Origin of the sequence: Pseudomonas sp. ADAK7 (assembly GCF_012935675.1) — a bacterium.
Taxonomy (GTDB): domain Bacteria; phylum Pseudomonadota; class Gammaproteobacteria; order Pseudomonadales; family Pseudomonadaceae; genus Aquipseudomonas.
Window position 1 is genome coordinate 1,727,334 of the sequence record NZ_CP052861.1, and the last position, 24,524, is coordinate 1,751,857.

Annotated in this window: 27 protein-coding genes; 13 read left to right on the top strand and 14 right to left on the bottom strand. The window is 61.7% G+C overall.

The window, feature by feature from the left end:
* The first annotated feature begins 12 nt into the window (after positions 1-12).
* On the top strand, positions 13-471 hold the full coding sequence (locus HKK53_RS07980) for a GNAT family N-acetyltransferase (protein ID WP_169370349.1): 459 nt from the start codon (positions 13-15) through the stop codon (positions 469-471).
* 17 nt (positions 472-488) lie between these two features.
* Here HKK53_RS07980 and HKK53_RS07985 read toward each other — a convergent pair whose 3' ends face one another.
* The 3 genes from HKK53_RS07985 to HKK53_RS07995 all read right to left on the bottom strand — a co-directional run bounded on the left by HKK53_RS07985 (position 489) and on the right by HKK53_RS07995 (position 2,376).
* Entirely contained in the window at positions 489-1,700 is a 1,212-nt protein-coding gene (locus HKK53_RS07985) for a cytochrome c biogenesis protein DipZ (protein WP_169370350.1), read from the bottom strand.
* Positions 1,701-1,866: 166 nt separating this feature from the next.
* The gene (locus tag HKK53_RS07990) at positions 1,867-2,073 is read right to left on the bottom strand and encodes a hypothetical protein (protein ID WP_169370351.1); all 207 of its coding nucleotides are present in this window, start codon (positions 2,071-2,073) and stop codon (positions 1,867-1,869) included.
* Positions 2,074-2,112: 39 nt separating this feature from the next.
* Positions 2,113-2,376: a DUF2790 domain-containing protein gene (locus tag HKK53_RS07995; protein WP_133835903.1), complete on the bottom strand. Its 264-nt coding sequence runs from the start codon at positions 2,374-2,376 to the stop codon at positions 2,113-2,115.
* Between the two features lie 297 nt (positions 2,377-2,673).
* Here HKK53_RS07995 and HKK53_RS08000 point away from each other — a divergent pair, with 297 nt between their 5' ends.
* On the top strand, positions 2,674-3,414 hold the full coding sequence (locus HKK53_RS08000; RefSeq protein WP_169370352.1) for a response regulator: 741 nt from the start codon (positions 2,674-2,676) through the stop codon (positions 3,412-3,414).
* Positions 3,411-4,709 (top strand): ATP-binding protein, encoded by a 1,299-nt coding sequence (locus HKK53_RS08005; RefSeq protein WP_169370353.1) that lies wholly within the window; start codon positions 3,411-3,413, stop codon positions 4,707-4,709. The genes HKK53_RS08000 and HKK53_RS08005 overlap by 4 nt, the downstream gene beginning before the upstream one ends.
* Positions 4,710-4,860: 151 nt before the next feature.
* Here HKK53_RS08005 and HKK53_RS08010 read toward each other — a convergent pair whose 3' ends face one another.
* Both HKK53_RS08010 and HKK53_RS08015 read right to left on the bottom strand, forming a co-directional pair.
* Positions 4,861-5,610, bottom strand: coding sequence for an HvfC family RiPP maturation protein (locus HKK53_RS08010; RefSeq protein WP_169370354.1), 750 nt, complete (start codon positions 5,608-5,610; stop codon positions 4,861-4,863).
* Positions 5,603-6,442, bottom strand: a complete 840-nt coding sequence (locus tag HKK53_RS08015) for an HvfB family MNIO-type RiPP peptide maturase (RefSeq protein WP_169370355.1) — start codon at positions 6,440-6,442, stop codon at positions 5,603-5,605. Before HKK53_RS08015 ends, HKK53_RS08010 begins: the two co-directional genes overlap by 8 nt.
* A 340-nt stretch (positions 6,443-6,782) precedes the next feature.
* Between HKK53_RS08015 and HKK53_RS08020 the strand changes: the two genes are divergently transcribed.
* Both HKK53_RS08020 and HKK53_RS08025 read left to right on the top strand, forming a co-directional pair.
* A complete protein-coding gene (locus tag HKK53_RS08020) occupies positions 6,783-7,829 on the top strand; it encodes a class I SAM-dependent methyltransferase (protein WP_169370356.1) in 1,047 nt (348 codons plus the stop codon).
* A 243-nt stretch (positions 7,830-8,072) separates the two neighbouring features.
* A complete protein-coding gene (locus HKK53_RS08025) occupies positions 8,073-8,915 on the top strand; it encodes an NAD-dependent protein deacetylase (protein WP_169370357.1) in 843 nt (280 codons plus the stop codon).
* 132 nt (positions 8,916-9,047) lie between these two features.
* Here the strand turns inward: HKK53_RS08025 and HKK53_RS08030 are convergent, their stop codons facing one another.
* Positions 9,048-9,947 (bottom strand): LysR family transcriptional regulator, encoded by a 900-nt coding sequence (locus tag HKK53_RS08030; protein WP_169370358.1) that lies wholly within the window; start codon positions 9,945-9,947, stop codon positions 9,048-9,050.
* Between the two features lie 228 nt (positions 9,948-10,175).
* Here HKK53_RS08030 and HKK53_RS08035 point away from each other — a divergent pair, with 228 nt between their 5' ends.
* From HKK53_RS08035 to HKK53_RS08045, 3 genes are read left to right on the top strand one after another with little or no spacing between them, the layout of a single operon-like run.
* Positions 10,176-10,874, top strand: a complete 699-nt coding sequence (locus tag HKK53_RS08035; RefSeq protein ID WP_169370359.1) for a CoA transferase subunit A — start codon at positions 10,176-10,178, stop codon at positions 10,872-10,874.
* A gap of 36 nt (positions 10,875-10,910) precedes the next feature.
* Positions 10,911-11,576 (top strand): CoA transferase subunit B, encoded by a 666-nt coding sequence (locus HKK53_RS08040; protein ID WP_169370360.1) that lies wholly within the window; start codon positions 10,911-10,913, stop codon positions 11,574-11,576.
* A gap of 11 nt (positions 11,577-11,587) precedes the next feature.
* Entirely contained in the window at positions 11,588-12,769 is a 1,182-nt protein-coding gene (locus tag HKK53_RS08045) for an acetyl-CoA C-acetyltransferase (RefSeq protein WP_169370361.1), read from the top strand.
* 215 nt (positions 12,770-12,984) lie between these two features.
* Here the strand turns inward: HKK53_RS08045 and HKK53_RS08050 are convergent, their stop codons facing one another.
* Positions 12,985-13,587, bottom strand: a complete 603-nt coding sequence (locus HKK53_RS08050) for an NADPH-dependent F420 reductase (RefSeq protein ID WP_169370362.1) — start codon at positions 13,585-13,587, stop codon at positions 12,985-12,987.
* Between the two features lie 114 nt (positions 13,588-13,701).
* Between HKK53_RS08050 and HKK53_RS08055 the strand changes: the two genes are divergently transcribed.
* Positions 13,702-14,595, top strand: coding sequence for a LysR family transcriptional regulator (locus HKK53_RS08055; protein WP_169370363.1), 894 nt, complete (start codon positions 13,702-13,704; stop codon positions 14,593-14,595).
* Between the two features lie 89 nt (positions 14,596-14,684).
* Here the strand turns inward: HKK53_RS08055 and HKK53_RS08060 are convergent, their stop codons facing one another.
* Positions 14,685-16,007 (bottom strand): Nramp family divalent metal transporter, encoded by a 1,323-nt coding sequence (locus tag HKK53_RS08060; RefSeq protein ID WP_169370364.1) that lies wholly within the window; start codon positions 16,005-16,007, stop codon positions 14,685-14,687.
* Between the two features lie 200 nt (positions 16,008-16,207).
* On the opposite strand from HKK53_RS08060, the gene HKK53_RS08065 reads away from it, so the two are divergent.
* Both HKK53_RS08065 and HKK53_RS08070 read left to right on the top strand, forming a co-directional pair.
* The gene (locus tag HKK53_RS08065) at positions 16,208-16,993 is read left to right on the top strand and encodes a hypothetical protein (RefSeq protein ID WP_169370365.1); all 786 of its coding nucleotides are present in this window, start codon (positions 16,208-16,210) and stop codon (positions 16,991-16,993) included.
* A gap of 105 nt (positions 16,994-17,098) precedes the next feature.
* Positions 17,099-17,665 (top strand): hypothetical protein, encoded by a 567-nt coding sequence (locus HKK53_RS08070; RefSeq protein ID WP_169370366.1) that lies wholly within the window; start codon positions 17,099-17,101, stop codon positions 17,663-17,665.
* An 11-nt stretch (positions 17,666-17,676) separates the two neighbouring features.
* On the opposite strand, the gene HKK53_RS08075 is transcribed toward HKK53_RS08070, so the two are convergent.
* The 3 genes from HKK53_RS08075 to HKK53_RS08085 form a co-directional block, all read right to left on the bottom strand.
* A complete protein-coding gene (locus tag HKK53_RS08075; RefSeq protein WP_169370367.1) occupies positions 17,677-18,393 on the bottom strand; it encodes an alpha/beta hydrolase in 717 nt (238 codons plus the stop codon).
* Between the two features lie 166 nt (positions 18,394-18,559).
* Positions 18,560-19,672 (bottom strand): M14 family metallopeptidase, encoded by a 1,113-nt coding sequence (locus tag HKK53_RS08080; RefSeq protein WP_169370368.1) that lies wholly within the window; start codon positions 19,670-19,672, stop codon positions 18,560-18,562.
* Between the two features lie 110 nt (positions 19,673-19,782).
* Entirely contained in the window at positions 19,783-20,562 is a 780-nt protein-coding gene (locus HKK53_RS08085; protein ID WP_169370369.1) for an ABC transporter substrate-binding protein, read from the bottom strand.
* 344 nt (positions 20,563-20,906) lie between these two features.
* On the opposite strand from HKK53_RS08085, the gene HKK53_RS08090 reads away from it, so the two are divergent.
* Complete coding sequence (locus HKK53_RS08090; protein ID WP_169370370.1) at positions 20,907-21,548, top strand: type 1 glutamine amidotransferase; 642 nt, start codon at positions 20,907-20,909, stop codon at positions 21,546-21,548.
* A 98-nt stretch (positions 21,549-21,646) separates the two neighbouring features.
* Here HKK53_RS08090 and HKK53_RS08095 read toward each other — a convergent pair whose 3' ends face one another.
* Positions 21,647-22,081 carry a rhodanese-like domain-containing protein gene (locus HKK53_RS08095; protein WP_169370371.1) on the bottom strand — a complete coding sequence of 145 codons (435 nt, stop codon included), beginning with the start codon at positions 22,079-22,081 and terminating at the stop codon, positions 21,647-21,649.
* 101 nt (positions 22,082-22,182) lie between these two features.
* Here HKK53_RS08095 and ftrA point away from each other — a divergent pair, with 101 nt between their 5' ends.
* Entirely contained in the window at positions 22,183-23,157 is a 975-nt protein-coding gene (gene ftrA / locus HKK53_RS08100; RefSeq protein WP_169370372.1) for a transcriptional regulator FtrA, read from the top strand.
* A 25-nt stretch (positions 23,158-23,182) separates the two neighbouring features.
* On the opposite strand, the gene cobF is transcribed toward ftrA, so the two are convergent.
* Positions 23,183-23,938 carry a precorrin-6A synthase (deacetylating) gene (gene cobF, locus HKK53_RS08105; protein WP_169370373.1) on the bottom strand — a complete coding sequence of 252 codons (756 nt, stop codon included), beginning with the start codon at positions 23,936-23,938 and terminating at the stop codon, positions 23,183-23,185.
* A complete protein-coding gene (locus HKK53_RS08110) occupies positions 23,938-24,510 on the bottom strand; it encodes a histidine phosphatase family protein (RefSeq protein WP_169374204.1) in 573 nt (190 codons plus the stop codon). Before HKK53_RS08110 ends, cobF begins: the two co-directional genes overlap by 1 nt.
* Between the last annotated feature and the right edge of the window lie 14 nt (positions 24,511-24,524).

The following is a 24,524-nucleotide window of genomic DNA, read 5'->3' on the forward strand; positions in this document are numbered from 1 at the left end:
AGGAATCAACCCATGCCCCGCCTGGACTGGCTCACCCATCACCCGCAACACAGTGACACCTTCGCCGCGTGGATTCATCGGCAATTCGATTACGAATACGCCTCACAGCCCTTGGCGGATTGGCAGCGGGAGTTTGCTGACGGTCAACACAATAGCGACTGGCAATGCCTGATTGCGCTGAAGGGGGATCAACTGTTGGGCGGTGCCGCACTGGCCAGGGCCGACCTGGCCCTTCGAGCGGATCTCGGTCCGTGGCTGGCCTGTGTATTTGTCAGCCCCGAGGCGCGAGGCCAGGGGCTGGCGGAGCGTTTGATCGAAGGGATTTGCGCTGAAGCGAAAGCCAAGGGTGTGGCGCGAATCTACCTGCACACCCAGGACAAGCACGACTACTACGCCAAACGTGGCTGGACGGTCCTGGACAATTTCCAGGCCTGGGACAAACAACAATGGCTCATGGTGCAAGACCTGTGAGCCATTGATTTGAAGGCTTACGCGGCCGGTGCCTTGGCCTCTTGCAACAGCTGCTGGATCATCTGCTCCTGAGTGTCGTAGCGCCCCTCGCCAAAGTGGGTGTAACGCACTTGGCCCTTGGCGTCGATCAGGTAGTGGGCGGGCCAGTACTGGTTGTCGAAGTTGCGCCAGATCGCGTAGTTGTTGTCGATGGCCACCGGGTAGGTGATGCCGAGTTTCTTCACCTGATCCTTGACGTTATCGATGATCCGCTCAAAGCCGTATTCCGGGGTGTGCACGCCGATCACCACCAGGCCGTCCTTCTCGTACTTCTTCGCCCAGTCCTTCACGTAGGGCAAGGTGTGCTGGCAGTTGATGCAGTCGTAGGTCCAGAAGTCGATCAGCACCACTTTGCCTTTGAGGGATTCGCTGGTCAGGGCCGGCGAGTTCAACCATTGCACTGCGCCGTCGAGCGAGGGCATTGCGCCTTTGGCGTTGTCCATGGACGTGTCGGCCTTGACCTTACTGACGAAGTAATCGACCACTTTTGGTACGTTTTCCAACAGCCCTTGCTCGACGCTGCTGACGCCCTCGGACGAGGTGCCGGCCAGCAGGGTTTTGTCGGCGCCGGTGGAGATCACGGCGGCCGCCGCCAGTACGGCAACACCCGCGCCACGGCGCAACCAACCGGTAACCGGGATCGACGCTTTCAAGCGATTGACCAACCCGCGACCGGCAAAGATCAAGGTGCCCAGGGACAAGGCGCTGCCGAGGCCGTAAGCCACCAGCAACAGACTGGTTTGCGCGTTGGCGCCTTGCAGCATGGCGCCGGTGAGAATCACGCCGAGGATCGGCCCGGCACACGGCGCCCAGAGCAGACCGGTGGCGACACCGATCATCAGCGAGCCGAGCGGGCCGGACATTTTGCGGGTGTTCGGGTCGAGGCGATTGCCCAACAGCACGAACGGACGCGCCAGCCAGCCGCCGATGCGGGCGGAAATCAGCGACAGGGCGAACAGCGCCATCACGATCAGAGCCACGTGGCGACCGGTGTTGTTGGCCTGGACCACCCATTCACTGCTGACCACAGCCAGGCTGGAAATCAGGGCGAAGGTCAGGACCATCCCGCCGAGGGTGAGCAGGATCGAAGAGCGGGTGCGCTCGACACCGGCGAACAGGAACGGCACGACCGGAAGGATACAAGGGCTGAGGACGGTCAAAATGCCGCCCAGGAATGCGATGAGAAACATGGGGGGATTCCTGAAAAGGTGTTCAACGAAACAACGCTATCCCTGTAGGAGCGAAGCTTGCTCGCGAAGGCGGTGTGTCAGGCGACATTGATGTTGGATGTGCCGGCCTCTTCGCGAGCAAGCTTCGCTGCTACAGGGGGGGGCGGGGACCACGGCAAAAACCGAGTCAAGCCGTCTGGCGCTCCAGCAATTGCCCCTGGGGCGTGCGGCTGGAACCGTTCTCCGCCAGCGCCGCAGCGCCCTTCTCCACCGGGGTCAGTTGAAAGCAAGTGGCACTGCCACAGGCATTCTTTTCAACCGCAGAATTGGCATGGGCGGCAGCGCCGGCAACGGAGAAGGCTACGGCGGTCAAGTAACGCGTCACGTTGTTCATGATGGTCTTCCTGTTTCAAAGTGGGATTCAGAGAGGGACTCAGCTACCTTCGTGGCAGTCATCGGAAAACTTGCTGTAATCCAGCGCCTGGGTTTTGCCCTGGGAATCGAGGTAGGTCAGCCGGGCATTCACAATCCCGCAGGAAGGCGCGGTGTCCTGTGTCAGCGACACGACTTTCTGGATGTCCAGATGCGTGCCGTAGGTGTAGGTTTTCGGGGTCACATCGGCTTCGGCACGGGCCGACAAGGTGCAGATGTTCAGGGCGGCAAACAGGCAAGCGGCGTAGATGGCTTTGGTGTTCATGGCGGTTTCCTCAAGGCTTCAATGATTAGTGGGTCCGAGGCGGGTTGGTTTGCCTCGATGGGACCCATTAGAAGCCTGCGAGGTATCCCGTCTGTGTCGGGAAAACCCCTGAGTAAATCGTTACGTATCAAAGCCGCCGCCCGATACACAGCGATACAAAACCCCGAAAAAATCGCGTTTTTGCGTCTGCGTGTATCCGTCGACAGGCCAGATACACTGCAATACAAAGGGCAGCGGGCGAACGGGCCAAGGCTCGATAGACTGCGCGACATCCCCCATTGATAGAGGTTTGGCCCCATGGAACATGTCGATCACATTCTCATCGTCGACGATGACCGCGAGATTCGGGAGCTGGTCGGCAACTACCTGAAGAAGAATGGCCTGCGCACCACCGTCGTCGCGGATGGCCGGCAGATGCGTTCGTTCCTGGAATCCACGCCGGTGGACCTGATCGTGCTCGACATCATGATGCCCGGCGACGATGGGCTGATGCTCTGCCGCGAGTTGCGCGCCGGCAAACACAAAGCCACGCCGGTGCTGATGCTCACCGCGCGCAACGACGAAACCGACCGCATCATCGGCCTGGAAATGGGCGCTGACGATTACCTGGTCAAGCCCTTCGCCGCCCGCGAATTGCTGGCGCGGATCAACGCCGTACTGCGCCGCACACGCATGCTGCCGCCGAACCTGGTGGTCACCGAAAGCGGGCGCCTGCTGGCCTTCGGGCGCTGGCGCCTGGACACGTCGGCCCGGCATCTGCTCGACACCGATGGCACCATGGTCGCCCTCAGCGGCGCGGAATATCGCTTGTTGCGGGTGTTCCTCGATCATCCGCAACGGGTGCTCAATCGCGATCAGTTACTGAACCTGACCCAAGGCCGCGACGCCGATCTGTTCGACCGCTCCATCGACTTGCTGGTCAGCCGCTTGCGTCAGCGCTTGCTCGACGATGCGCGGGAGCCGGCCTATATCAAGACCGTACGCAGCGAGGGTTATGTGTTTTCCCTGCCGGTCGAAGTACAAGGAGCGCCCGCATGAATCTCGCGATGCACTGGCCGCGCACCCTCGCTTCACGGCTGTCGCTGATCTTTTTGATCGGCCTGATCCTCGCCCAGGCACTGTCCTTCGGCGCGCAGTATTACGAGCGTTACGAAAGCGCGAAAAACACCATGCTCGGCAACCTGGAAACCGACGTCTCGACCTCCATTGCCATCCTCGACCGCTTGCCGGCGGAAGAACGCGCGGGCTGGCTGCAGCAACTGGAGCGGCGTAATTACCGCTATCTGCTGGACGACGGTTCGCCCGGTACGGCCATGCGTGACACACCCATCGCGGTGACCTCGATCAAGGATGCCATCGGCAAGGATTACCCGATGACCGTGACCGACATCCCCGGTCCGCAGAAACACTTCCAGGTGCACCTGAAACTGGCGGACGGCAGCCCGGTGACCATCGACGTGCGGCCGGCCATGGTGCCGTTGTCGCCGTGGCTGCCGATCGCGTTGCTGGGGCAATTGGCGCTGATGCTCGCCTGCACCTGGCTCGCCGTGCGGATCGCCATCCGCCCTCTCACCCGCCTCGCCACGGCGGTCGAAACCCTGGACCCCAACACCCACGCCGTGCACCTGGACGAAAAAGGCCCGACCGAAGTCGCCCATGCGGCCATGGCGTTCAATGCCATGCAGGCGCGGATCGCGGCGTACCTCAAGGAACGCATGCAACTGCTGGCGGCGATTTCCCACGACCTGCAAACCCCGATCACCCGCATGAAACTGCGCGCCGAGTTCATGGACGATTCCAGCGAGAAAGACAAACTGTGGAATGACCTCAGCGAAATGGAGCACCTGGTGCGCGAAGGCGTGGCGTATGCCCGCAGCATCCACGGCGCCACCGAAGAGAGCCGGCGCACGGATCTGGATTCGTTTCTCGACAGCCTGGTGTTCGACTACCAGGACATGGGCAAGGACGTGCAACTGAGCGGCAAAAGCGCCGCCGTGATCGACACCCGCCCCCACGCCTTGCGCCGGGTGCTGGTGAACCTGACCGACAACGCCCTGAAATTCGCCGGGGCTGCGGAGTTGCAGGTCGAAGCAAAAACCGATGGCAGCTTGTCGGTGAAGGTCATGGACCGTGGGCCGGGGATTGCCGAAGAGGAATTGGCCCAGGTGATGGAGCCGTTTTATCGCGTAGAGAACTCACGCAACCGCAGCACCGGCGGGACCGGATTGGGACTAGCGATTGCGCAGCAGTTGGCGTTGGCGATCGGGGGATCGTTGACCTTGAGTAATCGTGAAGGCGGCGGGCTATGTGCAGAACTGAAGTTACCTCGTTGAGAGCGGATCGTTCCCACACTCCAGACCTCTAACCTGATCGTTCCCACGCTCCGCGTGGGAATGCCTCATCGGACGCTCCGCGTTCGGCTCTGGAAGGGACGCAGAGCGTCCCGGGCTGCATTCCCACGCAGAGCGTGGGAACGATCAACGATCAGGCTAATACACCTTCCGAATGCATCTGCCGCAACAACGCCACGCCGTTGTCCATGAACTCGCTAGACCCGCCAGCACCGGCCTCCTCCGCGAGTCCTTCCAGCTGCGCACGCCCGTCCAGCTCGGGAAACTCCCCCATCCGCTGCAACAACCGCCACGCCAAAGGACTCAACTCAGAGAACTTGACGCTCCAGTCTTCAGTCCGTCGAACCAACAACAACGTCGGCTGATCCGGCACAACATCAGGCCGGTAATCCGGCCCCAACAGCTGCACCGGCCAGCCATACGCCAACGGCCAGGCCAGTGGCGAAACCTGCAATGGTCGCTCCAGCAACAACCCGGCATCGCTCATCGGCAATGGCTCGTCGTCAGACTGCTGCAACGTCATCTCGACCCACTCGTAATGCGCCAGTTCGACCATGAACGGCGGCCAATCCCCATCGCTCAAGCCTGGCGGTTCAGCGGCGAGAAACGCGACAAACTCCTGGGCGATCTCACCGAATTTCGGCGTCTGCGCGCGATAGTCCCGCAGGAAGATCCGCACCAGCGCGCGCCACTCCGCATCCCCTAGAATCCGCACCAGCACCGGGAAGGTTCCGCTGAGCAGCAACGACACATTGTTGAACACCAGATCCCGATAAACCTGCACCCGCGCAGCGTCCATTTCGGCTGGCGGCGCGCAGTGCTCGGGATCACGCAGGTATCGGGTCAGGGCATCCTGTTGCTGATGCAGCGAAGATTTATCCACGGTTCACCTCCACACCTTGCAAGCGGCGAATGGTCTGCAACTCGGCCACCAGTTCCGAGAACGCCGGGAAGTTGAAGTCCCGCTCCAGCAGCGTCGGTTGCGCGCCGAAGCGGGCGTAAGCCTCGGCCAGCAACGACCAGACCACCGGTTTCACCGACGCGCCGTGGGTATCGATTTTCAAGGTTTCGGACTCATCGAAATGCCCGGCGACGTGCATCGCCACCACCCGCCCGGAATCGATCCCCGCCAGAAACGCCTGCGGATCAAAACCGTGGTTGATCGAGTTCACGTACACATTGTTGACGTCCAGCAACAGGTCGCAATCGGCTTCCCGTAGCACGGCATTGGTGAAGGTCAGTTCGTCCATGTCCTGCCGGGGCGCGGCGTAATAGGAGACGTTTTCCACCGCCAGCCGCCGGCCGAGAATGTCCTGGGACTGACGAATTCGTGCGGCAACGTGGTGCACCGCCTCTTCGGTAAACGGCAGTGGAAGCAGGTCGTAGAGGTGACCGTCATCGCTGCAATAACTCAGGTGTTCGCTGTACAGCGGCACGTTGTAGTGATCGAGAAACACCCGCACTTCCTGCAAAAACCCGACATCCAGCGGCGCCGACCCGCCCAACGACAGGGACAAGCCGTGGCAGGACAACGGATAACGCTCGGCCAACGCGCGCAACGCCGCGCCATGGGCACCGCCGATGCCGATCCAGTTTTCCGGGGCAACTTCGAGAAAGTCGAAACTCCCAGTCGGGGCGGCCTGGAGGTCTTTCATCAGCCCGCGACGCAGGCCGAGGCCGACGCTGGCCTTGGTGGATAAATCAGAGGTCTGCATGATGTCGATCTCATTCTGTGTGGATTAATGAGAGTCGAGTTAATCGAAGCGGTGTATCGGGGCTGTGTTCGGTTTTTGCAAAAACCGGCAGCGCATGTATCAGCCGCTGCACCGTACACACTGCGATACACAACACCCAACCACACAAAACCTCGCTCCTACAGGGATTGTGGGCCCTGTGGCTTTCGTCGCCCCAAACCGCAGTGCGCGGGGGCCGGACTAAACTTAACGCACGCGGGGCGCCGTCAGCGTCCTGTTCATTCCCACGACCACCGCCCAGCGGCGCACGCCTCGACCCACACTGCCTCTGGACCGTGATCCTGCCACAGGAGCACACGTGATGGACGAGGCCAGACTTAACGACTTCATGGGTAAATTGGTCAACGACATGGGCGGCGCGGCGATGCTGGCCAATGTCATTCTCGGCGAAGAACTCGGCCTGTACCGGGCCATGGCCGACAGCCAGCCGATCAGCCCCGAAACCCTCGCCGAAAAGACCGGGTGCCACCCTCGCCTGCTGCGCGAATGGCTCAGCGCCCACGCCGCTTCCGGTTACATGGAACACCAGGACGGCCAGTTCCGCCTGCCCGAAGAGCAAGCCCTGGCCCTGGCCATCGAAGACTCACCGGTGTACATCGCTGGCGGTATCGGGGTGGTCGCGTCGTTTTTCCATGACAAGGACAAACTGGTCAGCGCTTTTCGCGGTGACGGTGCATTGCCCTGGGGCGATCACCATCCGTGCATGTTCAGCGGCACGGAGCGCTTCTTTCGCCCCGGCTACAAAGCGCACTTGGTGGCCGAATGGTTGCCGGCGCTGGAAGGCGTGGTGGCCAAGCTGGAGAGCGGCGCCAAAGTGGCGGACATCGGCTGCGGCCATGGCGCCTCGACCGTGATCATGGCCCAGGCGTTCCCGGATTCGCGCTTTGTCGGCTTCGACTACCACGCGCCCTCCGTCACCGTGGCCACCCAGCGCGCCGAGGCCGGTGGGGTGTCCGGGCGGGCGCGGTTCTTCCAGGGCACGGCGAAAAGTTATCCGGGCACCGACTATGACCTGGTGTGCTATTTCGACTGCCTGCACGACATGGGCGACCCGGTGGGTGCGGCGCGCCACGCCTATGACTCGCTGAAAGCGGACGGCACGGTGCTGCTGGTGGAGCCCTATGCCAACGATGCCCTCGACGACAACATCACTCCGGTGGGACGGCTGTTTTATGCGGCTTCGACCTTCATTTGCACGCCAAACTCACTGTCCCAGGAAGTCGGCCTCGGGCTCGGCGCCCAGGCCGGTGAAGCGCGGTTGCGCAAGGTGTTTACCGAGGCCGGGTTCAAGCATTTCCGCCGGGCGACGGAAACGCCGTTCAACCTGATTCTTGAAGCGCGTAAATAGACACCGGGGGGAACGCGAAACTTGTAGAAGCTGGCGAAGCCTGCGTTCGGCTGCGAAGCAGTCGTAGACCCTGCGCACGCGGTGCACCTGATGCACCGCGTGGCCTGATTTCACGACGGCTTCGCCGTCGGACGCTGCCTCGCGGTGCTCGACAGCTGCTACAGGTGCGTTATCTGCGAGCGGCGCGTGGTGATCGGCAAATGCTACCCTGCAAACACTCAAGGCCTTCCCGGAGTGTTGAACATGCTCGACAGCCCCATCCGCGAACAACTCGACCGTCTTCAGCAATTAATGGCCGACCAGCCGTTCGCGGTCCTGACGGGCGCGGGCATCAGCACCCCGTCAGGCATTCCCGACTACCGCGACAACCAGGGCGTACGCCGTGGCCGGCAACCGATGATGTACCAGGAATTCCTCGCCGCCCCCGAATCCCGCCGCCGTTACTGGGCACGGGCGATGCTCGGCTGGCCGCGGGTACGCCTGGCCAGCCCCAACGCGGCCCACGAGGCATTGGCCAGTTTGCAAAGTGCGCAGCAGATCGGCGGGCTGATCACGCAGAACGTCGACACCTTGCACGACCAGGCCGGCAGCCATGACGTCATCGAACTCCATGGCAGCCTGCACCGGGTGCTGTGCCTGGACTGTGGCCGGCGCAGCGAGCGCGATGCGATTCAACAGCTAATGGAAGTGCAAAACCCCTACCTGGCGGGCGTCGATGCGGTCCAAGCGCCGGATGGCGATACCCTGCTCGACCCGGCGTTTGAAGCACGGTTTCAGGTGCCGCACTGCCCGCATTGCGGCGAGGAGCGGATGAAGCCGGACGTGGTGTTTTTTGGCGAGAACGTCGCGCAGGTGACGGCGGCCAGGGCCATGGCGGCGGTTGAGAAAGCGGCGGGGTTGCTGGTGGTGGGATCGTCGTTGATGGCGTATTCGGCGTTTCGGTTGTGTCGGGCGGTGGTCGATCAGGGCAAGCCGTTGATTGCGATCAATCTGGGCAAGACCCGGGCGGATGACATTCTGGATATGAAGATTGAGGGTTCCTGCGAACAACTATTACCCCTGCTGACACAACGCCTGACCCAATGATCGTTCCCACGCTCCGCGTGGGAATGCCGCCGGGGACGCTCCGCGTTCCGCTTCCGGATGTGACGCAGAGCATCGCAGGATGCATTCCCACGCGGAGCGTGGGAACGATCACGTGGAGGGCGTGTTCCGCGCTCAGGGCATGAGGCGCTGTGCGAGGTTGGCTTCTTTGAAAATATCGAACAACGCCTGTGCCGCCGCCGACAGTTCATGCCCCGGCTTGGTCAGTACGCCGATCGCCCGTTCCACCACCGGGTCACGCAAGGTGATGCAGTGGGCGCCCGACTCCTGCATTTGCTGCACGCACAATGCCGGCACCGCGCTCACGCCCAAACCGCTGGCGACCATCCGCCCGACCGTCGCCAGTTGATGGCTTTCAAATTCCACCGGCAACTTCATACCCCGGGCCTGCAAGTGTTCTTCGAGCATCACCCGCACGGTGGACGGTCGTTGCAAGGTGATAAACGGCTCCATCAATAAGGTTTGCCAGTCGATCTCGTCCAGTTTCGCCAGCGCCGAGTCATGGGGCACCACCGCGACAAAGCGATCGATGTACAACGGCGTGAATTCCAGCGACGTGCTGTGGGCCGGTTCGAACGACACGCCAAGTTCCACCTGCCGATCCCGGACCATTTCCAGCACCTGCTCGTTGATCACGTCGTTCACCGTGACGTTGACTTTCGGGTAACGCGCGCGGAAGGTTTTGAGGATCGGCGGCAGCAGGTTGCCGGCGAACGACGGCATCGCCGCCAGGGTCACGCGACCGCGCTGCAGGGTGAAACGCTGGCGCAGTTCATCTTCGGCATTGTCCCAATCGGCGATCAACCGGCGCGCCAACGGCACCAGGGATTCACCTTCCGGAGTTAGCGCGACGTTGCGCGTATTGCGGCTGAACAGGCGCCCGCCCAGGCCTTCTTCCAGGGCCTTGATGGTCAGGCTCAGCGCCGATTGCGACAGGTGCAACCGCTCGCAGGCCACGGCGAAACTCAGGCTCTGGGCCACGGCCAGGAAGGCGCGGATTTGCTTGACGGTCATGGCGAATGGCTCCAGTAAGTGGCGCATGTGCTATCTGTAGGAGCATGGCTTGCCCGCGATGGCGTCCTTGAGAATCTCATCGCGAGCAAGCTTTGCTCCTACGGGATTGATTGGTGAGTTTTATCTATCAATCAACCTTAAAAATCAACTTAACAAATGAATGGCCCGGCGCGACACTCACTTCCACTACGGCTAGCCAGCCGCCCATCAAGAATAAAAGAGGTGCATATGGCAGGTTTCGACAAGCGCGTGAGTTCCTACGAGGAAGCCCTTGCAGGTCTTGAAGACGGCATGACCGTGATCGCTGGCGGCTTTGGCCTGTGCGGGATCCCGGAAAACCTCATCGCCGAGATCAAGCGCAAAGGCACCCGCGACCTCACCGTGGTTTCCAACAACTGCGGCGTCGACGGCTTCGGCCTCGGCGTGCTGCTGGTAGACCGGCAGATTCGCAAGGTGGTGGCCTCCTACGTCGGCGAGAACAAACTGTTCGAAGAGCAACTGCTCAGCGGCGTCATCGAAGTCGATCTGACCCCCCAAGGCACCCTCGCCGAAAAAATGCGCGCAGGCGGCGCCGGCATCCCGGCCTTCTTCACCGCCACCGGCGTCGGCACCCCGGTGGCCGAAGGCAAGGAAGTGCGCGAATTCAAGGGTCGCAAGTACCTGATGGAAGAGTCCATCACCGGTGACTTCGCCATCGTCAAAGGCTGGAAAGCCGACCACTTCGGCAACGTCATCTATCGCCACACCGCCCAGAACTTCAACCCGCTGGCCGCCACCGCCGGCAAGATCACCGTGGTCGAAGTCGAAGAAATCGTCGAACCCGGCGAGCTGGACCCGGCGCAGATCCACACCCCTGGCATCTACGTCGACCGGATCATTTGCGGCACGTTCGAGAAGCGCATCGAACAGCGCACCGTGCGTAAGTGATCCCCTGCCCCCGGACCGAATGAAGGAATAACAACAATGGCACTTTCCCGCGAACAAATGGCTCAACGCGTCGCCCGCGAAATGCAGGACGGCTACTACGTGAACCTGGGCATCGGCATTCCGACCCTGGTCGCCAACTACATCCCTGAAGGCATGGAAGTCATGCTGCAGTCGGAAAACGGCCTGCTCGGCATGGGTCCGTTTCCTACGGAAGAAACCATCGATGCCGACATGATCAACGCCGGCAAACAAACCGTGACCGCGCGGATCGGCGCGTCGATTTTTTCCTCGGCCGAGTCCTTCGCGATGATCCGCGGTGGCCATGTCGACCTGACCGTGCTCGGCGCCTTTGAAGTCGACGTCGAAGGCAACATCGCCTCGTGGATGATTCCCGGCAAACTGGTCAAGGGCATGGGCGGCGCCATGGATCTGGTGGCCGGTGCAGATAACATCATCGTCATCATGACCCACGCGTCCAAGGACGGTGAGTCCAAGCTGTTGGCCAAATGCAGCCTGCCGCTAACCGGCGCCGGGTGCATCAAGCGTGTGCTGACCGACCTGGCCTACCTGGAAATCCAGGACGGCGCGTTCATTCTCAAAGAACGTGCGCCAGGCGTGAGCGTTGAAGAAATTGTCGCCAAGACCGCCGGCAAACTGATCGTGCCGGATCACGTGCCGGAAATGCAGTTCGCTGCCCAGTGAGGAATCATTCCATGCAAGACGTCGTTATTGTTGCCGCCACCCGTACCGCCATCGGCAGTTTCCAGGGTGCGTTGGCCGGTGTGTCCGCCGTTGACCTGGGCGCTGCGGTGATCCGTCAGTTGCTGGCGCAAACCGGGCTCGACCCGGCGCTGGTCGATGAAGTGATCATGGGCCAGGTGCTCACCGCCGGTGCCGGGCAGAACCCTGCGCGCCAGTCGGCGATCAAGGCTGGCCTGCCGTTCACCGTGCCGGCCATGACCCTGAACAAGGTCTGCGGTTCGGGCTTGAAAGCCCTGCACCTGGCGACCCAGGCGATTCGTTGCGGCGATGCCGACGTGATCATTGCCGGCGGCCAGGAAAACATGAGCCTGTCCAACTACGTGATGCCCGGCGCGCGCACCGGTCTGCGTATGGGTCACGCGCAAATCGTCGACACCATGATCAGCGACGGCCTGTGGGATGCGTTCAACGATTACCACATGGGCATCACCGCGGAAAACCTGGCCGAGAAATACAGCCTGACCCGCGAACAACAGGACGCCTTCGCCGCGGCCTCCCAGCAAAAAGCCACGGCCGCCATCGAAGCCGGGCGTTTTGTCGATGAGATCACGCCGATCCTGATCCCGCAGCGCAAGGGCGATCCGCTGTCCTTCGCCACCGACGAACAGCCACGGGCCGGCACCACCGCCGAAGCCCTGGGCAAGCTGAAACCGGCCTTCAAGAAGGACGGTTCGGTGACCGCCGGTAACGCCTCTTCGCTGAACGACGGTGCCGCCGCCGTGATCCTGATGAGCGCCGAAAAAGCCAAGGCCCTGGGCCTGCCGGTCCTGGCGAAAATCGCCGCTTACGCCAATGCGGGCGTCGACCCGGCGATCATGGGCATCGGCCCGGTATCGGCCACTCGCCGTTGCCTGACAAAGGCTGGCTGGTCCATTGACCAACTGGACCTGATCGAAGCCAACGAAGCCTTCGCCGCGCAATCCTTGGCAGTGGCCAAGGACCTGGAATGGGACCTGGACAAGGTCAACGTCAACGGCGGCGCCATTGCCCTGGGCCATCCGATCGGCGCGTCAGGTTGCCGGGTGCTGGTGACCTTACTGCATGAAATGATCAAGCGCGACGCCAAGAAAGGCCTCGCCACCCTGTGCATCGGCGGTGGTCAAGGCGTGGCACTGGCGATCGAACGGGCTTAACCCGTACATGATCGTTCCCACGCTCTGCGTGGGAATGCCTCAAGGGACGCTCCGCGTTCCAAGGGGACGCAGAGCGTCCCGGGCTGCATTCCCACGCAGAGCGTGGGAACGATCAAGTGTTCAACAGGCAGCGCGGGGACCCACGAATATCCGTTCGCTGTCTGGCAAAACACCCGGTGCGATTCACGTCGCACCGGGTTCTTTTTGCCTGGCATTCAGCCAAATTTCACCAGATTGAGAATCGGCAGCGGCCCACCCGGAAACTGCGCCAGCCGCGCCCCGACACTCAGTTCTCCAAGATCAATCCCGCAGAAGCCCAAGCGCTCGATCAATTCCGCCACTTTCCCTTTCGCCTCGGCATCATCGCCCGAAAGAAACAACACTCGCTTGCCACCCTCCGCCGCCGGATCACTCTCCAACAACCGCGCCGCCAGGTGATTGAACGCCTTTACCACCCGCGCTCCGGGTACCCACTCAGCGAACACTTCGCTGGACGTACGACCCTGCAAATCCACAGCCTTGAACGATGGCGCTTCAATCGAGTTGTTGGCATCGAGGACGATCCGCCCGGCGAAATCCGGCAGACCCGCCAACGCCATCGGCAATTTCGACCAGTTCACCGCCACCAACACGATGTCTTGCGCCGCCGCTTCTTCTCGGGTGCCGGCACGGGCGGTTGGCCCGAGTTCTTCCACCAGCGCCGCCAGGGTGTGCGGCCCGCGGCTGTTGGCGATGACCAATTCAATCCCCTGACGGGACAGGGCCCGGGCGAAGGCTGAGCCGATGGCGCCGGCGCCGATGATTCCGATAGTGCTCATGGTTATTCACTCCAAACAGGTTGTCGTTGGGGTGAATACTGCACTTGCCATTAGGTCTTGATTAGCCGGTAATGATTTGAATGATCTTCAAGCATTGCTAGCAGGTGCCTTGCCATGGAAACCCTCGCCAACCTCGAATCCTTTGTGCGCAGCGCCGAAACCGGGAGCTTTTCCGCTGCCGCGCGGTTGCTCGCGCTGACGCCCGCCGCCGTCAGTCGCAACGTGGCGATGCTGGAGCGCAATATCGGTGTGCGGTTGTTCCAGCGCTCGACTCGCAAGTTGTCCCTGACCGAGGCCGGGGAACGTTTCCTGGCGAGCATCAGCGGCAATCTGCAGGGCTTGCAAGCGGCGATCAGCGCGGTGAGCAGTGATCGAGGCGAGCCGGCGGGTGTGCTCAAGGTCAGCCTGGCGCCGACCTTTGGCATTGGGCATGTGCTGCCGCTGCTGCCGGCGTTCCTGGCGCGTTATCCGTTGATTCGGCCGGAGTGGCACTTCGAAAATCGCCAGGTGGATTTAATTGCCGAAGGTTATGACGCGGCCATTGGTGGTGGTTTTGAATTGACGCCGGGGGTGATCTCGCGGACCTTGGCGGCGGCCGATATCGTTGCTGTCGCATCACCGGCTTATCTGGCAGGACGCACCCTCCCCGTCAGCCCGGGGGACTTGCTCGGGCACACCGGCATCGTGATGCGCGGCATTCGTACCGGGCGGGTTCGTCAGTGGGTGATGCGCGATGGCGCGGGCCATGAGGCGACCGCCACGTTGAATGAAAACATCGTGCTCAATGACCCGGCGGCCATGCGTGAAGCGGCCCTGCTCGGCCTGGGCGTAACGCTGCTGGTGCTGCCCGATGTGGTCGCGCAGATCCAGCGCTGTGAGCTGGTGCGACTGCTGCCGGACTGGAAAGCGGATGCGGGGCCGATCTCGTTGTACTACCCGAGCCGCACGTTGATGCCGGCCAAGACCCGGGTGTTTATCGATTTTGTGATGGACGCGTTCGGCGACTGACCGATCATTCCCACGCTCCGCGTTCGGCTCTGGAAGGGACGCAGAGCGTCCCGGGCTGCATTCCCACGCGGAGCGTGGGAACGATCAGGTCAAACCACCAATTGCAAAATCAACCACGCATTTGCCGCGCTGATCACCGTAAACAACCCCCACGCCAACACCCGCGTCGGCAGCCGGTTCACAAACGGCCCCATCAGCTTCTGGTCATTGGTCATGCTGATCAACGGGTACAACGCAAACGGCAGTTGCAGGCTCAACACCACCTGGCTCATTACCAACAACTTGCCAATCGCATTGTCGCCCATCAGCCACACACCGATGAACGCCGGGATCAACGCCAGCCCACGGGTGATCAAACGCCGTTGGTAACAAGGAATCCGCAGGTTCAGGTAACCCTCCATAATTACCTGGCCGGCGATGGTCCCGGTAAAAGTCGAGCTCTGCCCCGAGGCCAGCAGCGCGACGCCGAACAGCACGCTGGCCAAGGCCCCGCCCACCAGCGGATCGAGCAGGTGATAGGCGTCCTGGATGTCCACCACGTCGCTGTGTCCGGTGCTGTGGAACGCGGCGGCTGCCAGGATCAGGATCGCCGCATTGACCAGCAACGCCAGGGCCAGGGAGCCGATGGTGTCGATGCGCGCCAGTTTGACCGCGTCCTGCTTGCTGGCCAGGTCCTTGCCGATCAGCCGCGTCTGCACGATTGAAGTATGCAGGTACAGGTTATGCGGCATCACCGTGGCCCCGAGAATGCCGATGGCGATGTACAGCGGTGCGGCATCGCCAATGGCCGACAGTGATGGGGTGAAGCCACGGGCAACGTCCGGCCAGTAGGGTTTGATCAGCAGCAGTTCGACGAAGAAACACGCGCCGATGGTACCGACCAGTACCAGCATGATCGCTTCCAGCCGGCGGAAGCCACGGTTCTGCAAGGCCAGCACCAGCAGCGTGTCAAACGCAGTCAGGGCGATGCCGAAGGTCAGCGAGCAGCCCAGCAGCAAATGGAACGCCAGGGCGCAGCCGAGCACTTCTGCCAGGTCGGTGGCGATGATCGAGATTTCCGCCAGCACCCATTGCGTGCGTGCGGTGCGGGTGCTGTAGCGCTCCCGGGACAGTTGCGCCAGGTCACGCCCGGTGGCGATGCCCAGCCGCGAACACAAACACTGCACCACCATTCCGGCCAGGCTCGCCAACAACACCACGAACAGCAAGCTGTACCCAAATCGCGAACCGGCCTCGATGGCGGTGGCCCAGTTGCCGGGGTCCATGTAGCCAATCGACACCAACAAACCGGGGCCGGCAAAACGCAGCAGGCGCTTGAAGAATGAAGCGCCCGGATCAACCGCAACACTGCCAGCCACTTCCGGCGGGCAAAACGGCGCCGTGGCGATTTTGGGCAAAAAACTGAAGTTCACTCAAACATCCAGAAACAATTGGAAAGGCGCAGCTTAGACGTTTCGACCCTCTACAGGCTATACACGCGACCTGGGTAGGCGCTGCCTTCGGCAACTCCTACGAGGGATCCGCGCTTTGTATACAAAATTCGGCCATTCATAGAGCAATCCTCCGTCTGCAATGCTAACGTTGCCGCCTCACACAGGTCGGAGGTGCGTGCGTGCTGCTGCTCAAGTTGCTGGTGATTCCCGGGTTTCTGCTGCTGATTTCCCTGGCGGGCAAACGCTGGGGGCCGAGCGTGGCCGGGTGGCTGTCCGGGCTGCCGGTGGTGGTCGGGCCGATTCTGTTTTTCCTCGCCATCGAGCAGGGCCAGGTGTTCGCCGCTCAAGCCGCGACCGCAGCCTTGTCCGCGATGTTCGCCATGATTGCGTTTTGCGTGACTTACGCCCAAGTGGCGCAACGGGCCGGTTGGCCGTGGGCGCTGGCGATTTCGATGTTGGTGTGGGCCACGGTGGCTGTCGTGCTCTCGCTAATCCCGCCCTCCCTGACCTTCTCGGTGATCGCTGCCGCGTCCGCCCTGCTCGCCGCGCCTTACCTGTTTCCGTCGGTGCAGCCGATTGTTTCAGGCCCCAAACCCAAGTCCGACAAACTGCTGCTGCGCATGGTGGCCGGCGCCCTGCTGACCCTGGCCGTCACGCTGCTGGCCAGTACCGTGGGCGAACGCTGGAGCGGCTTGCTGGCGGTGTTCCCGGTATTGGGCAGCGTGATGGCGGTGTTCTCCCAGCAAACCCGTGGCCCGGCGTTCACCGCCGCCTTGTTGCGCGCCACCGCCACCGGCATGTATTCGTTCGCGGCGTTCTGCCTGGTGCTGGCGCTGACCTTGCCAAGCCTGGGCTTGCCAGCGTTTGCCCTTGGCGTGGCGGTGTCCGTGGGCATGCTCGGGGTCACGCGGCGCTTGTTGGCGAAACCGGCAGCAATAACTCGTTCGAGGGTTGCGAATGACTAGGCCAGAAACTGCCTACCCGCCAGCGCGGAACGTACACCGGGCTGGATGCCATCCAACCTCCATGGGATGATCGCCCTCTAGCGCGACCATCCCTGGAGATTTTCTATGTCATTGTTCCGTAAAAAAGCCGTTGTCCTGTTGCTGACGGCGGCTGCCAGCCTGGGGGCGATGAATGTTTATGCCGCCAAGGCCACCACCAGCGACGCCGCGCCGATCAAAGTCTCGATGCTTGGTGGCAAATTCAAATTCACCCTGCCCAAGGGCTTCGTCGCCAACCCGCTGCCGCCGGGCGCGACCGGTGCGACCGGCACCATGTACGCCAACGAAACCACCAAGACCGTGGTGATCGCCGCTGAAAACAACCTGGCACCTGGCGTCACCGTCAAAGACAACGACGGCGAGTTCCTCGACAGCACCGCCGCCGATTTCGATGCTGCCGAACACAAGGCCCTGCCGGACTTCACCAAGCTCAGCGAAAAAAGCCTGACCCTGAAAGGTACCGGGCTGGGCATGCGCCAGGTCGACAGCACCGCCACCCAGGGCGGCGGCAAGACCCTCAACACCACGCTGATGGCCGGTTCCGGCAACCGCATGGCGGTGATTCAGATCATCTCGCGCCCAACCGACAAGGCGGGTCACGACACCTTGGTCAAGCAGATCACCGGCAAGTAAATCCGAACGATTCAGGGGTTGAGGCGTAGCAACCAGGCGCTCAAGTCCTGGATCTCGGCAGCACTGATGCTATGGCCCAGGCCTTCGTAGGTATGAAACTCAGGCTTGAGTGACAGTTTCTGCAACAGGCTGTTGGCCGCCGTGCCGTCGACCAAGGGCAGACGTTGGTCGACGGTGCCATGACCGATGAAAATCGCCAGTTGCTGGCGTTTTTCATCCGGTTTCAGCTCCGATTTGAGTACCGGCAATATCCGCCCGCTCAACGCGGCAATCCCGCCTACCGCGTCGGGATGACGCAACGCCACCTCGTAGGACATGATCGCGCCCTGGCTGAACCCCACCAGGAACACCTTGTTGGCGTCGGTGTGATATTTCTTCGTCGCCTGGGCGATGAAGTCCAGCAACACCTTGCCGCTGGTCTTCAGGTCATCGGTCTCACCGTTGTAGGCGCCTTCGCCCTTTTTGCGAAACCACTGGTAACTGTCCGCGTCCAACGCCACCGGTGCCTGCACTGACAGGTAGTTGTACTGTGTCGGCAGTTCGTCCTTGATCCCGAACAGATCCCGCTCATTGCTGCCGTAGCCGTGGAGGAAAATCACCAGCGGCTGATTGTGCGAGTCAGGGTTGGCCTGTTCGAGGTATTTGAGGGGCAGGTCGGTGTGCAGCGGGGTTTGAGCGTGAGCCGTGGCGGAGGCCAGGACCATGAACAGAGCGAGAAACTTCAGCATAAACCTTCCTTTATGGGGCGCAGGATTCGGGAGATACCCTAACATCGCTGAGGTTTTTGGTGTGGCTGATGCCGCCTTTGCGGGCAAGCCTCGCGCCTACAATGTATCCCCCGTAGGAGCGAGGCTTGCCCGCGAAGAGGCCATGACGGGCGACAAATAACCTGGATCAGTCGTTAGTCAACTTCCCAACCCGAAACGCCTCGCGCCCCGCCACTTTCGCCTGCCACGTCCCCGGCTGGGTGTACCGCCCACGATCAATCGCAAACAACACGCCGCTGGTCCCGGCGCGCACGGTCGTCACTCGGTCGCTCAACGGATCGACCACTTCAAACAGCGCATCGCCCTGCTCCACCCACTCACCCGCCTCGCGCAGGAAGCTGACCACGCCGTGGTGCGGGGCGAACAGGTATTCGGTGCCAGCGAACGGCATGCCTTCGCAGCATTCGCTCGGCGCCGCCGGCCAGGTGCCTGTGATGAAACCTTGTTCAGCGAGAAAGCCCAGAATCGCCTCGCAATTGGCCTGGGCCTGATCAACCCGGGTGTCGCCCATGCTGCCCAACTCCACGGTGGTTGCCAGGTTCGCCAGCGGAATCGCCGCCTCCGGGAAGGCCTGCGCCAAACGCAACCACGGCGTCGAACAGGACTCGTCGAACGAACTGCCACCGGAATCTTCACTCAACAACCCCACGCCCGCATTCAGGCGCGCGGCCAGGGATTGCCACTGCGGCCACTGTTGCGGCAAGGCGTAAATGTGAATCGCCGCGTCAAAGTCGCAATGCAAATCCAGGGTGATGTCGGCATCGCAGGCGTGGCGCAACAGCAAGCGGTGCATGGCTTCCAGTTGCGACGCCGGCGCCGGCAGACCGTCGAATACCTGGCCCATGGCCTGGCGAATCAACGCGATGTTGGCCTCGGCATCGTCGCCCAACTGAGCGCCGACCAACGCGGCCACCGGCGCACTCAGTTCGACGAACGAGCGGTTGAAATTCTTGCCGCTGCCGAGTTCAAAACGGCCCATGTGCGCGCCTTGCAGGTGCTGGTCGAGGCCGATCGGGTTGGCCACCGGCACCAGCTCGATAACACCTTGCAACTGGCCTTGGGCTTCGAGTTCGGTCAGGCGCTTTTTCAGCTCCCAGGCGGTGCGCATGCCCGGCAGTTCATCGGCGTGCAGGCTGGCCTGGATGTACACCTTGCGGGCGCCGGCGCCAAAACGAAACACGCTCAAGCTGCGTTCGGTGCCCAAATGGCTCCACGGCAGTGGATGGTCGATGCGTTGCATAGCGAAGGGTCCTGTAGACCGTAGGGGGGAATGTGTTGGCAGGATAGATCATGAGGTCATAAAAAAAGTGGCCACCGCGTTTACGGTAGCCACTTTTTTGAACGGCTGGATTATTCGCCGTAGACGTCAAAGGCGAAGTACTTGTCCTGCACTTGCTTGTACTTGCCGTTGGCGCGGATTTCGGTGATGGCGGTGTTGAATTGGTCCGCCAGCGCCTTGTCACCCTTACGCACGGCGATGCCGGCACCGCCGCCGAAGTACTTGGCGTCTTCATAGGTCGGGCCAACGAAGGCGAAACCTTTACCGGCGTCGGTTTTCAGGAAACCGTCGTCCAGGTTGACCGAGTCGGCCAGCATCGCGTCGAGGCGGCCAGCAACCATGTCCAGGTTGGCTTCCTGCTGCGAGGCGTAACGCACCAGGATAATCCCGGCCGGTTGCAGCACTTCAGTGGCGAAGCGGTCGTGGGTACTGGCGCGCAGCACACCGACTTTCTTGCCCTTGAGTTCGGTCAGCGGGTCCTTGACGTCGGTGCCTGCCTTCATCACGAAGCGCGCCGGGGTGTGGTAGTACTTGATGGTGAAATCGACGTTTTTCTTACGATCGTCAGTGATGGTCATAGACGACAGGATCGCGTCGATTTTCTTCACTTTCAGCGCCGGGATCAGGCCGTCGAACTCTTGCTCGACCCACACGCACTTCACTTTCATCTGCTCGCACAGCGCGTCGCCAATGTCGACGTCGAAACCGGTGAGTTTGCCGTCAGGGGTTTTCATCGAGAATGGCGGGTAACCGGCTTCGATACCGATGCGGATCGGCTTGGCGTCTTCGGCCACAGCGGTCAGGGACAACATCGACAGTGCCAGGGCACCGAACATCACTAGCTTCTTCATTTATAACTCCATGTGTGCGGAGGCTTTTATTGGCAGCTTTTCGATTGGCAGTTTCGGCGAGAGAAAGCCGAAATGGCGGGCAGTCTAGAGTGGCTTTCGGCCAGCCAATTGTGTTGATGCGACAAATACTTATAAAAAAGTGGCCGAGCCAAGGGACGGTTTAGCGGTGTGCGCCACAGCAGTGCAAAAGCTGTAGGACAAGTCCTGCTTTCAGATAAAACCTACGAGGTTCGGGTGCTTATCCGACTGAATAGTCGCCATGGAAACAGCCGCAGCGCCTCACTGGCGACGAAGGCTTTTTTGCGGCACATTGAGCGCCACCTGCCCCCTGCAAGAGAAACCTGATGCCCGAGTTGAACCTGATCCAGCACCACCCCGCCGAAGGCCCCGGTGCCATTGCCGAATGGGCCAGGTTGCGCGGGATCACGCTGAATGTCTTTCGTGCCGACCTCGGGCAATTGCCGCCGATGGCTGCGGGGCCGGTGATCCTGTTGGGCGGGCCTTATGAGTCCAACGCCGGGCCTGAGTGGCTGGAAGCAGAGCGTCAATGGCTGGCGGCCAGCCTGGAGCAAGGCGCGGCGGTGTTTGCCATTTGCCTGGGGGCGCAGTTATTGGCGTTGAGCCTGGGCGGGAATGTGCGGCGCATGCCTCACCCTGAAACGGGCTGGACCGCGCTGAGCCTGGCTGATGGCCAGACGTTGAACGTGCTGGAATGGCATGAAGACGCGATCGATCTGCCACCCGGCGCGCAATTGCTGGCCAGTAGCGAGGCCTGTGAGCAGCAGATGTATCGGGTCGGGGCGACGCGGGTGGGGTTGCAGTTTCATCCGGAGTGGAATGCTGAATCAGTGATTCTGCTGAACGAGCATTTTGGCGATGAGTCGCCATTGCCACGAGACCAAGACGACAGCGCTGCGCATGCGGCGGTGTTTGAGTGGTTGCGGGGAACATTGGATCAATGGTGGGTAGCGACAGGCTTTTTGTAGGAGCAAGGCTTGCCTGCGATAGCGATCTCAAGGACGCCATCGCGAGCACGCTTTGCTCCTACGGGCGTGGTGTTCGCCGCGATATGGCGGTGTCTATGTCAGCACTCGCAATTGACCACCACACTGACCGGCCGCGCCACCTCAACACTCAACTCAAACCCCTCATCCAGCCACCCCGTCACCCCGCCGATCATCTCCTTGACCGGGTAACCCAGCGCCGCCAGTTTCACCGCGGCCTTGTTGGCGCCGTTGCAGTGCGGTCCGGCGCAATAGACCACGAACACACTGGATGAGGGATAACCCGCCAACGTCTCGGCGGTCATCAGCCGCCCTGGAATATTGATCGCTCCCGGCACATGCCCACGCTCAAAAGCCTGCGGGCCACGGGTATCGACCAGAATAAAATCCACTTCGCCTGCCTGTTGGCTGCCATACACGTCGGAACAATCGGTTTCAAACGTCAGGCGATTGCTGAAGTGCATCAGGGCAATGGCGGACGGGGCTGCGGGAATTTGACGAACCAGGCTGGTCATTGGGTGTAGTCCTACGTCTGGGTGGGTGTAGGCAGACTTTATCTGCCCGGCGCTTGCCGCTACAGTGGCGCACAAGACACTCACCGGGAACTTTCCGCCAAATGCAGCCCACCCCTGGATTAGTCGCGATCCTGGCCTACGACGGCCTCTGCACCTTCGAGTTCGGCATCGCCGTGGAGATCTTCGGCCTCGCCCGGCCGGAGTTCGATTTCCCGTGGTATGAACATCAGATCGTCGCCGTGGATGAGGGCCCGATGCGCGCCATGGGCGGCATCCAGGTGCTGGCCGACGGCGGCATGGAATTGCTGGAACAGGCCCGGACCATCCTCATTCCCGGTTGGCGCGACCGCCAGGCACCGGTGCCCGAAGCCTTGCTCAGTGCGTTGCGCCAGGCCCATGCCCGCGGCGCGCGATTGCTGTCGATCTGTTCCGGGGTGTTTGTGCTGGCGGCTACCGGATTGCTCGACGGTCATCGCGCCACCACCCATTGGCGCTACACCACGGAGCTGGCCGAGCGCTTCCCGAACATTCAGGTAGACCCGGACGTGCTGTATGTCGATTCGGGTCAGCTGATCACCTCAGCCGGCAGTGCAGCAGGTATTGATGCCTGCCTGCATCTGGTGGCGCGGGACTTCGGGACTCAAGTGGCGAACTCGGTGGCACGACGGCTGGTGATGTCGCCGCAACGTACTGGCGGTCAGGCGCAGTTTATTCCTACACCGGTCAGTCCAACGCCTCGCAGCGATTTGTCACGGGTCATGCAATGGGCGCGGGAGCGCTTGCACGAACCGCTGGAAGTCCGTGACCTGGCCAGCGAGGCGGCGATGAGTGAACGCACCTTCCTGCGTCGCTTCAGCGAGGCCAGCGGTCAGTCGCCCAAGACTTGGCTGCAACATCAACGCCTGGCCCGGGCCCGGGAGTTGCTGGAGAGCACGGGCGACAACACCGAGCAGATTGCCGAGCGCTGTGGTTATCGTTCGGTGGAGAGTTTCCGGGTGGCGTTTCGCAGCGTGGTCGGGGTGCCGCCATCGGTGTATCGGGAGCGGTTCGGGCGCGGCGTACAAGCCATTTCCTGAGGTGTCCTTGAGGACACCGCCAACCTCAAGGCTTACGCAACAAATACGTATCCATAATCCACCCATTCGCCAGCCGCGCCGCCTTGCGTACCCGCTCAATCTCATCCGCCACATCCTTGAGCTTGCCGCTGATGAGGATTTCATCCGGCGTGCCCAGGTAGGCACCCCAGTAAATCTCTGTCTCCTGATCGGCCACCTGATGGTAGGAATCTTCGGCGTCGAGCATCACCACCAGACTGTCGGCCTCACTCACCTGCCCCGCCGCCAACCGCCGGCCCGTGGTGATTTCAATCGAGCGGCCGATGCGGTTCAGCGGCACCTTGTGTTGTGCTGCCAAGGCCTGGACGCTGGTGATGCCGGGGATCACTTCGAATTCGAACACACCACGGCCCGAAGCCAGGATCGCCTGCAAGATGCGCACGGTGCTGTCGTACAACGCCGGGTCGCCCCACACCAGGAAACCGCCGCACTGGCCGTCGGACATTTCCTCGTTGATCAGGCGTTCGAAGGTGTGCTGCTTGGCCAGGTTCAGCTCATCGACACTGGCCTTGTAGTCCACATCGCCGCGTTCACGTTCAGGGCTGTGGGCTTCGACGAACCGGTAAGGGTGATCGGTGATGTAGCGCTCGCAGATCTCGCGGCGCAGGTCGATCAGCTTGTCTTTGCTCTGGCCCTTGTCCATGAGGAAAAACACGTCCGCCCGGTTCAGCGCCTTCACCGCCTGCATCGTGATGTAGTCCGGGTTACCGGCACCGATACCGATGACCAACAACGTTTTCATCAAAAGCCTCCGTCAGCATCAGTGCTCATCAAGCGCAGCCGCCAGCGTCCAGTGAACCGCAGTTCGATGGCCGACAACGGTTCGACGTCGATCAGGTTGAACGCCGTGCTTTGCAGGACATGGGTCAGTACGGCGCGAACAACATAGGGATGGGTAATGGCGATGATGTCGCCCGGCGTCGTCTCCAGTGTCGCCAGCCAGGCGGCCGCGCGCTCACCGAGTTGCACCACCGACTCGCCGTCGTGGGGCGCGGAGTGCGGGTCTTCGAGCCAGGCCTTGAGCGCCTCGGGCTCGGTTTTTTGCAGTTCACTGATTCGCTGACCCTGCCAGCGACCGAAATCGCAATCGCGCAAGGCGTCGACAATTTGCGCATCGCTGCCGAACAGTTCGGCGGTCTCGCGAGTGCGGGCCTCGGGACCACACAGCAGGCGTGGCGCGACCTTGGAGGATCCACGGCGGGAACACTTCGCCGATTGCCAGACCATTTCCACGGATTCATCCGCAGGAAAACGCGCCAGTTTTTGTGCGACGGTTCGGGCGTGGCAAATCAGGGTCAAACGGGTCGCCTGCACGGGCATTACTCTTT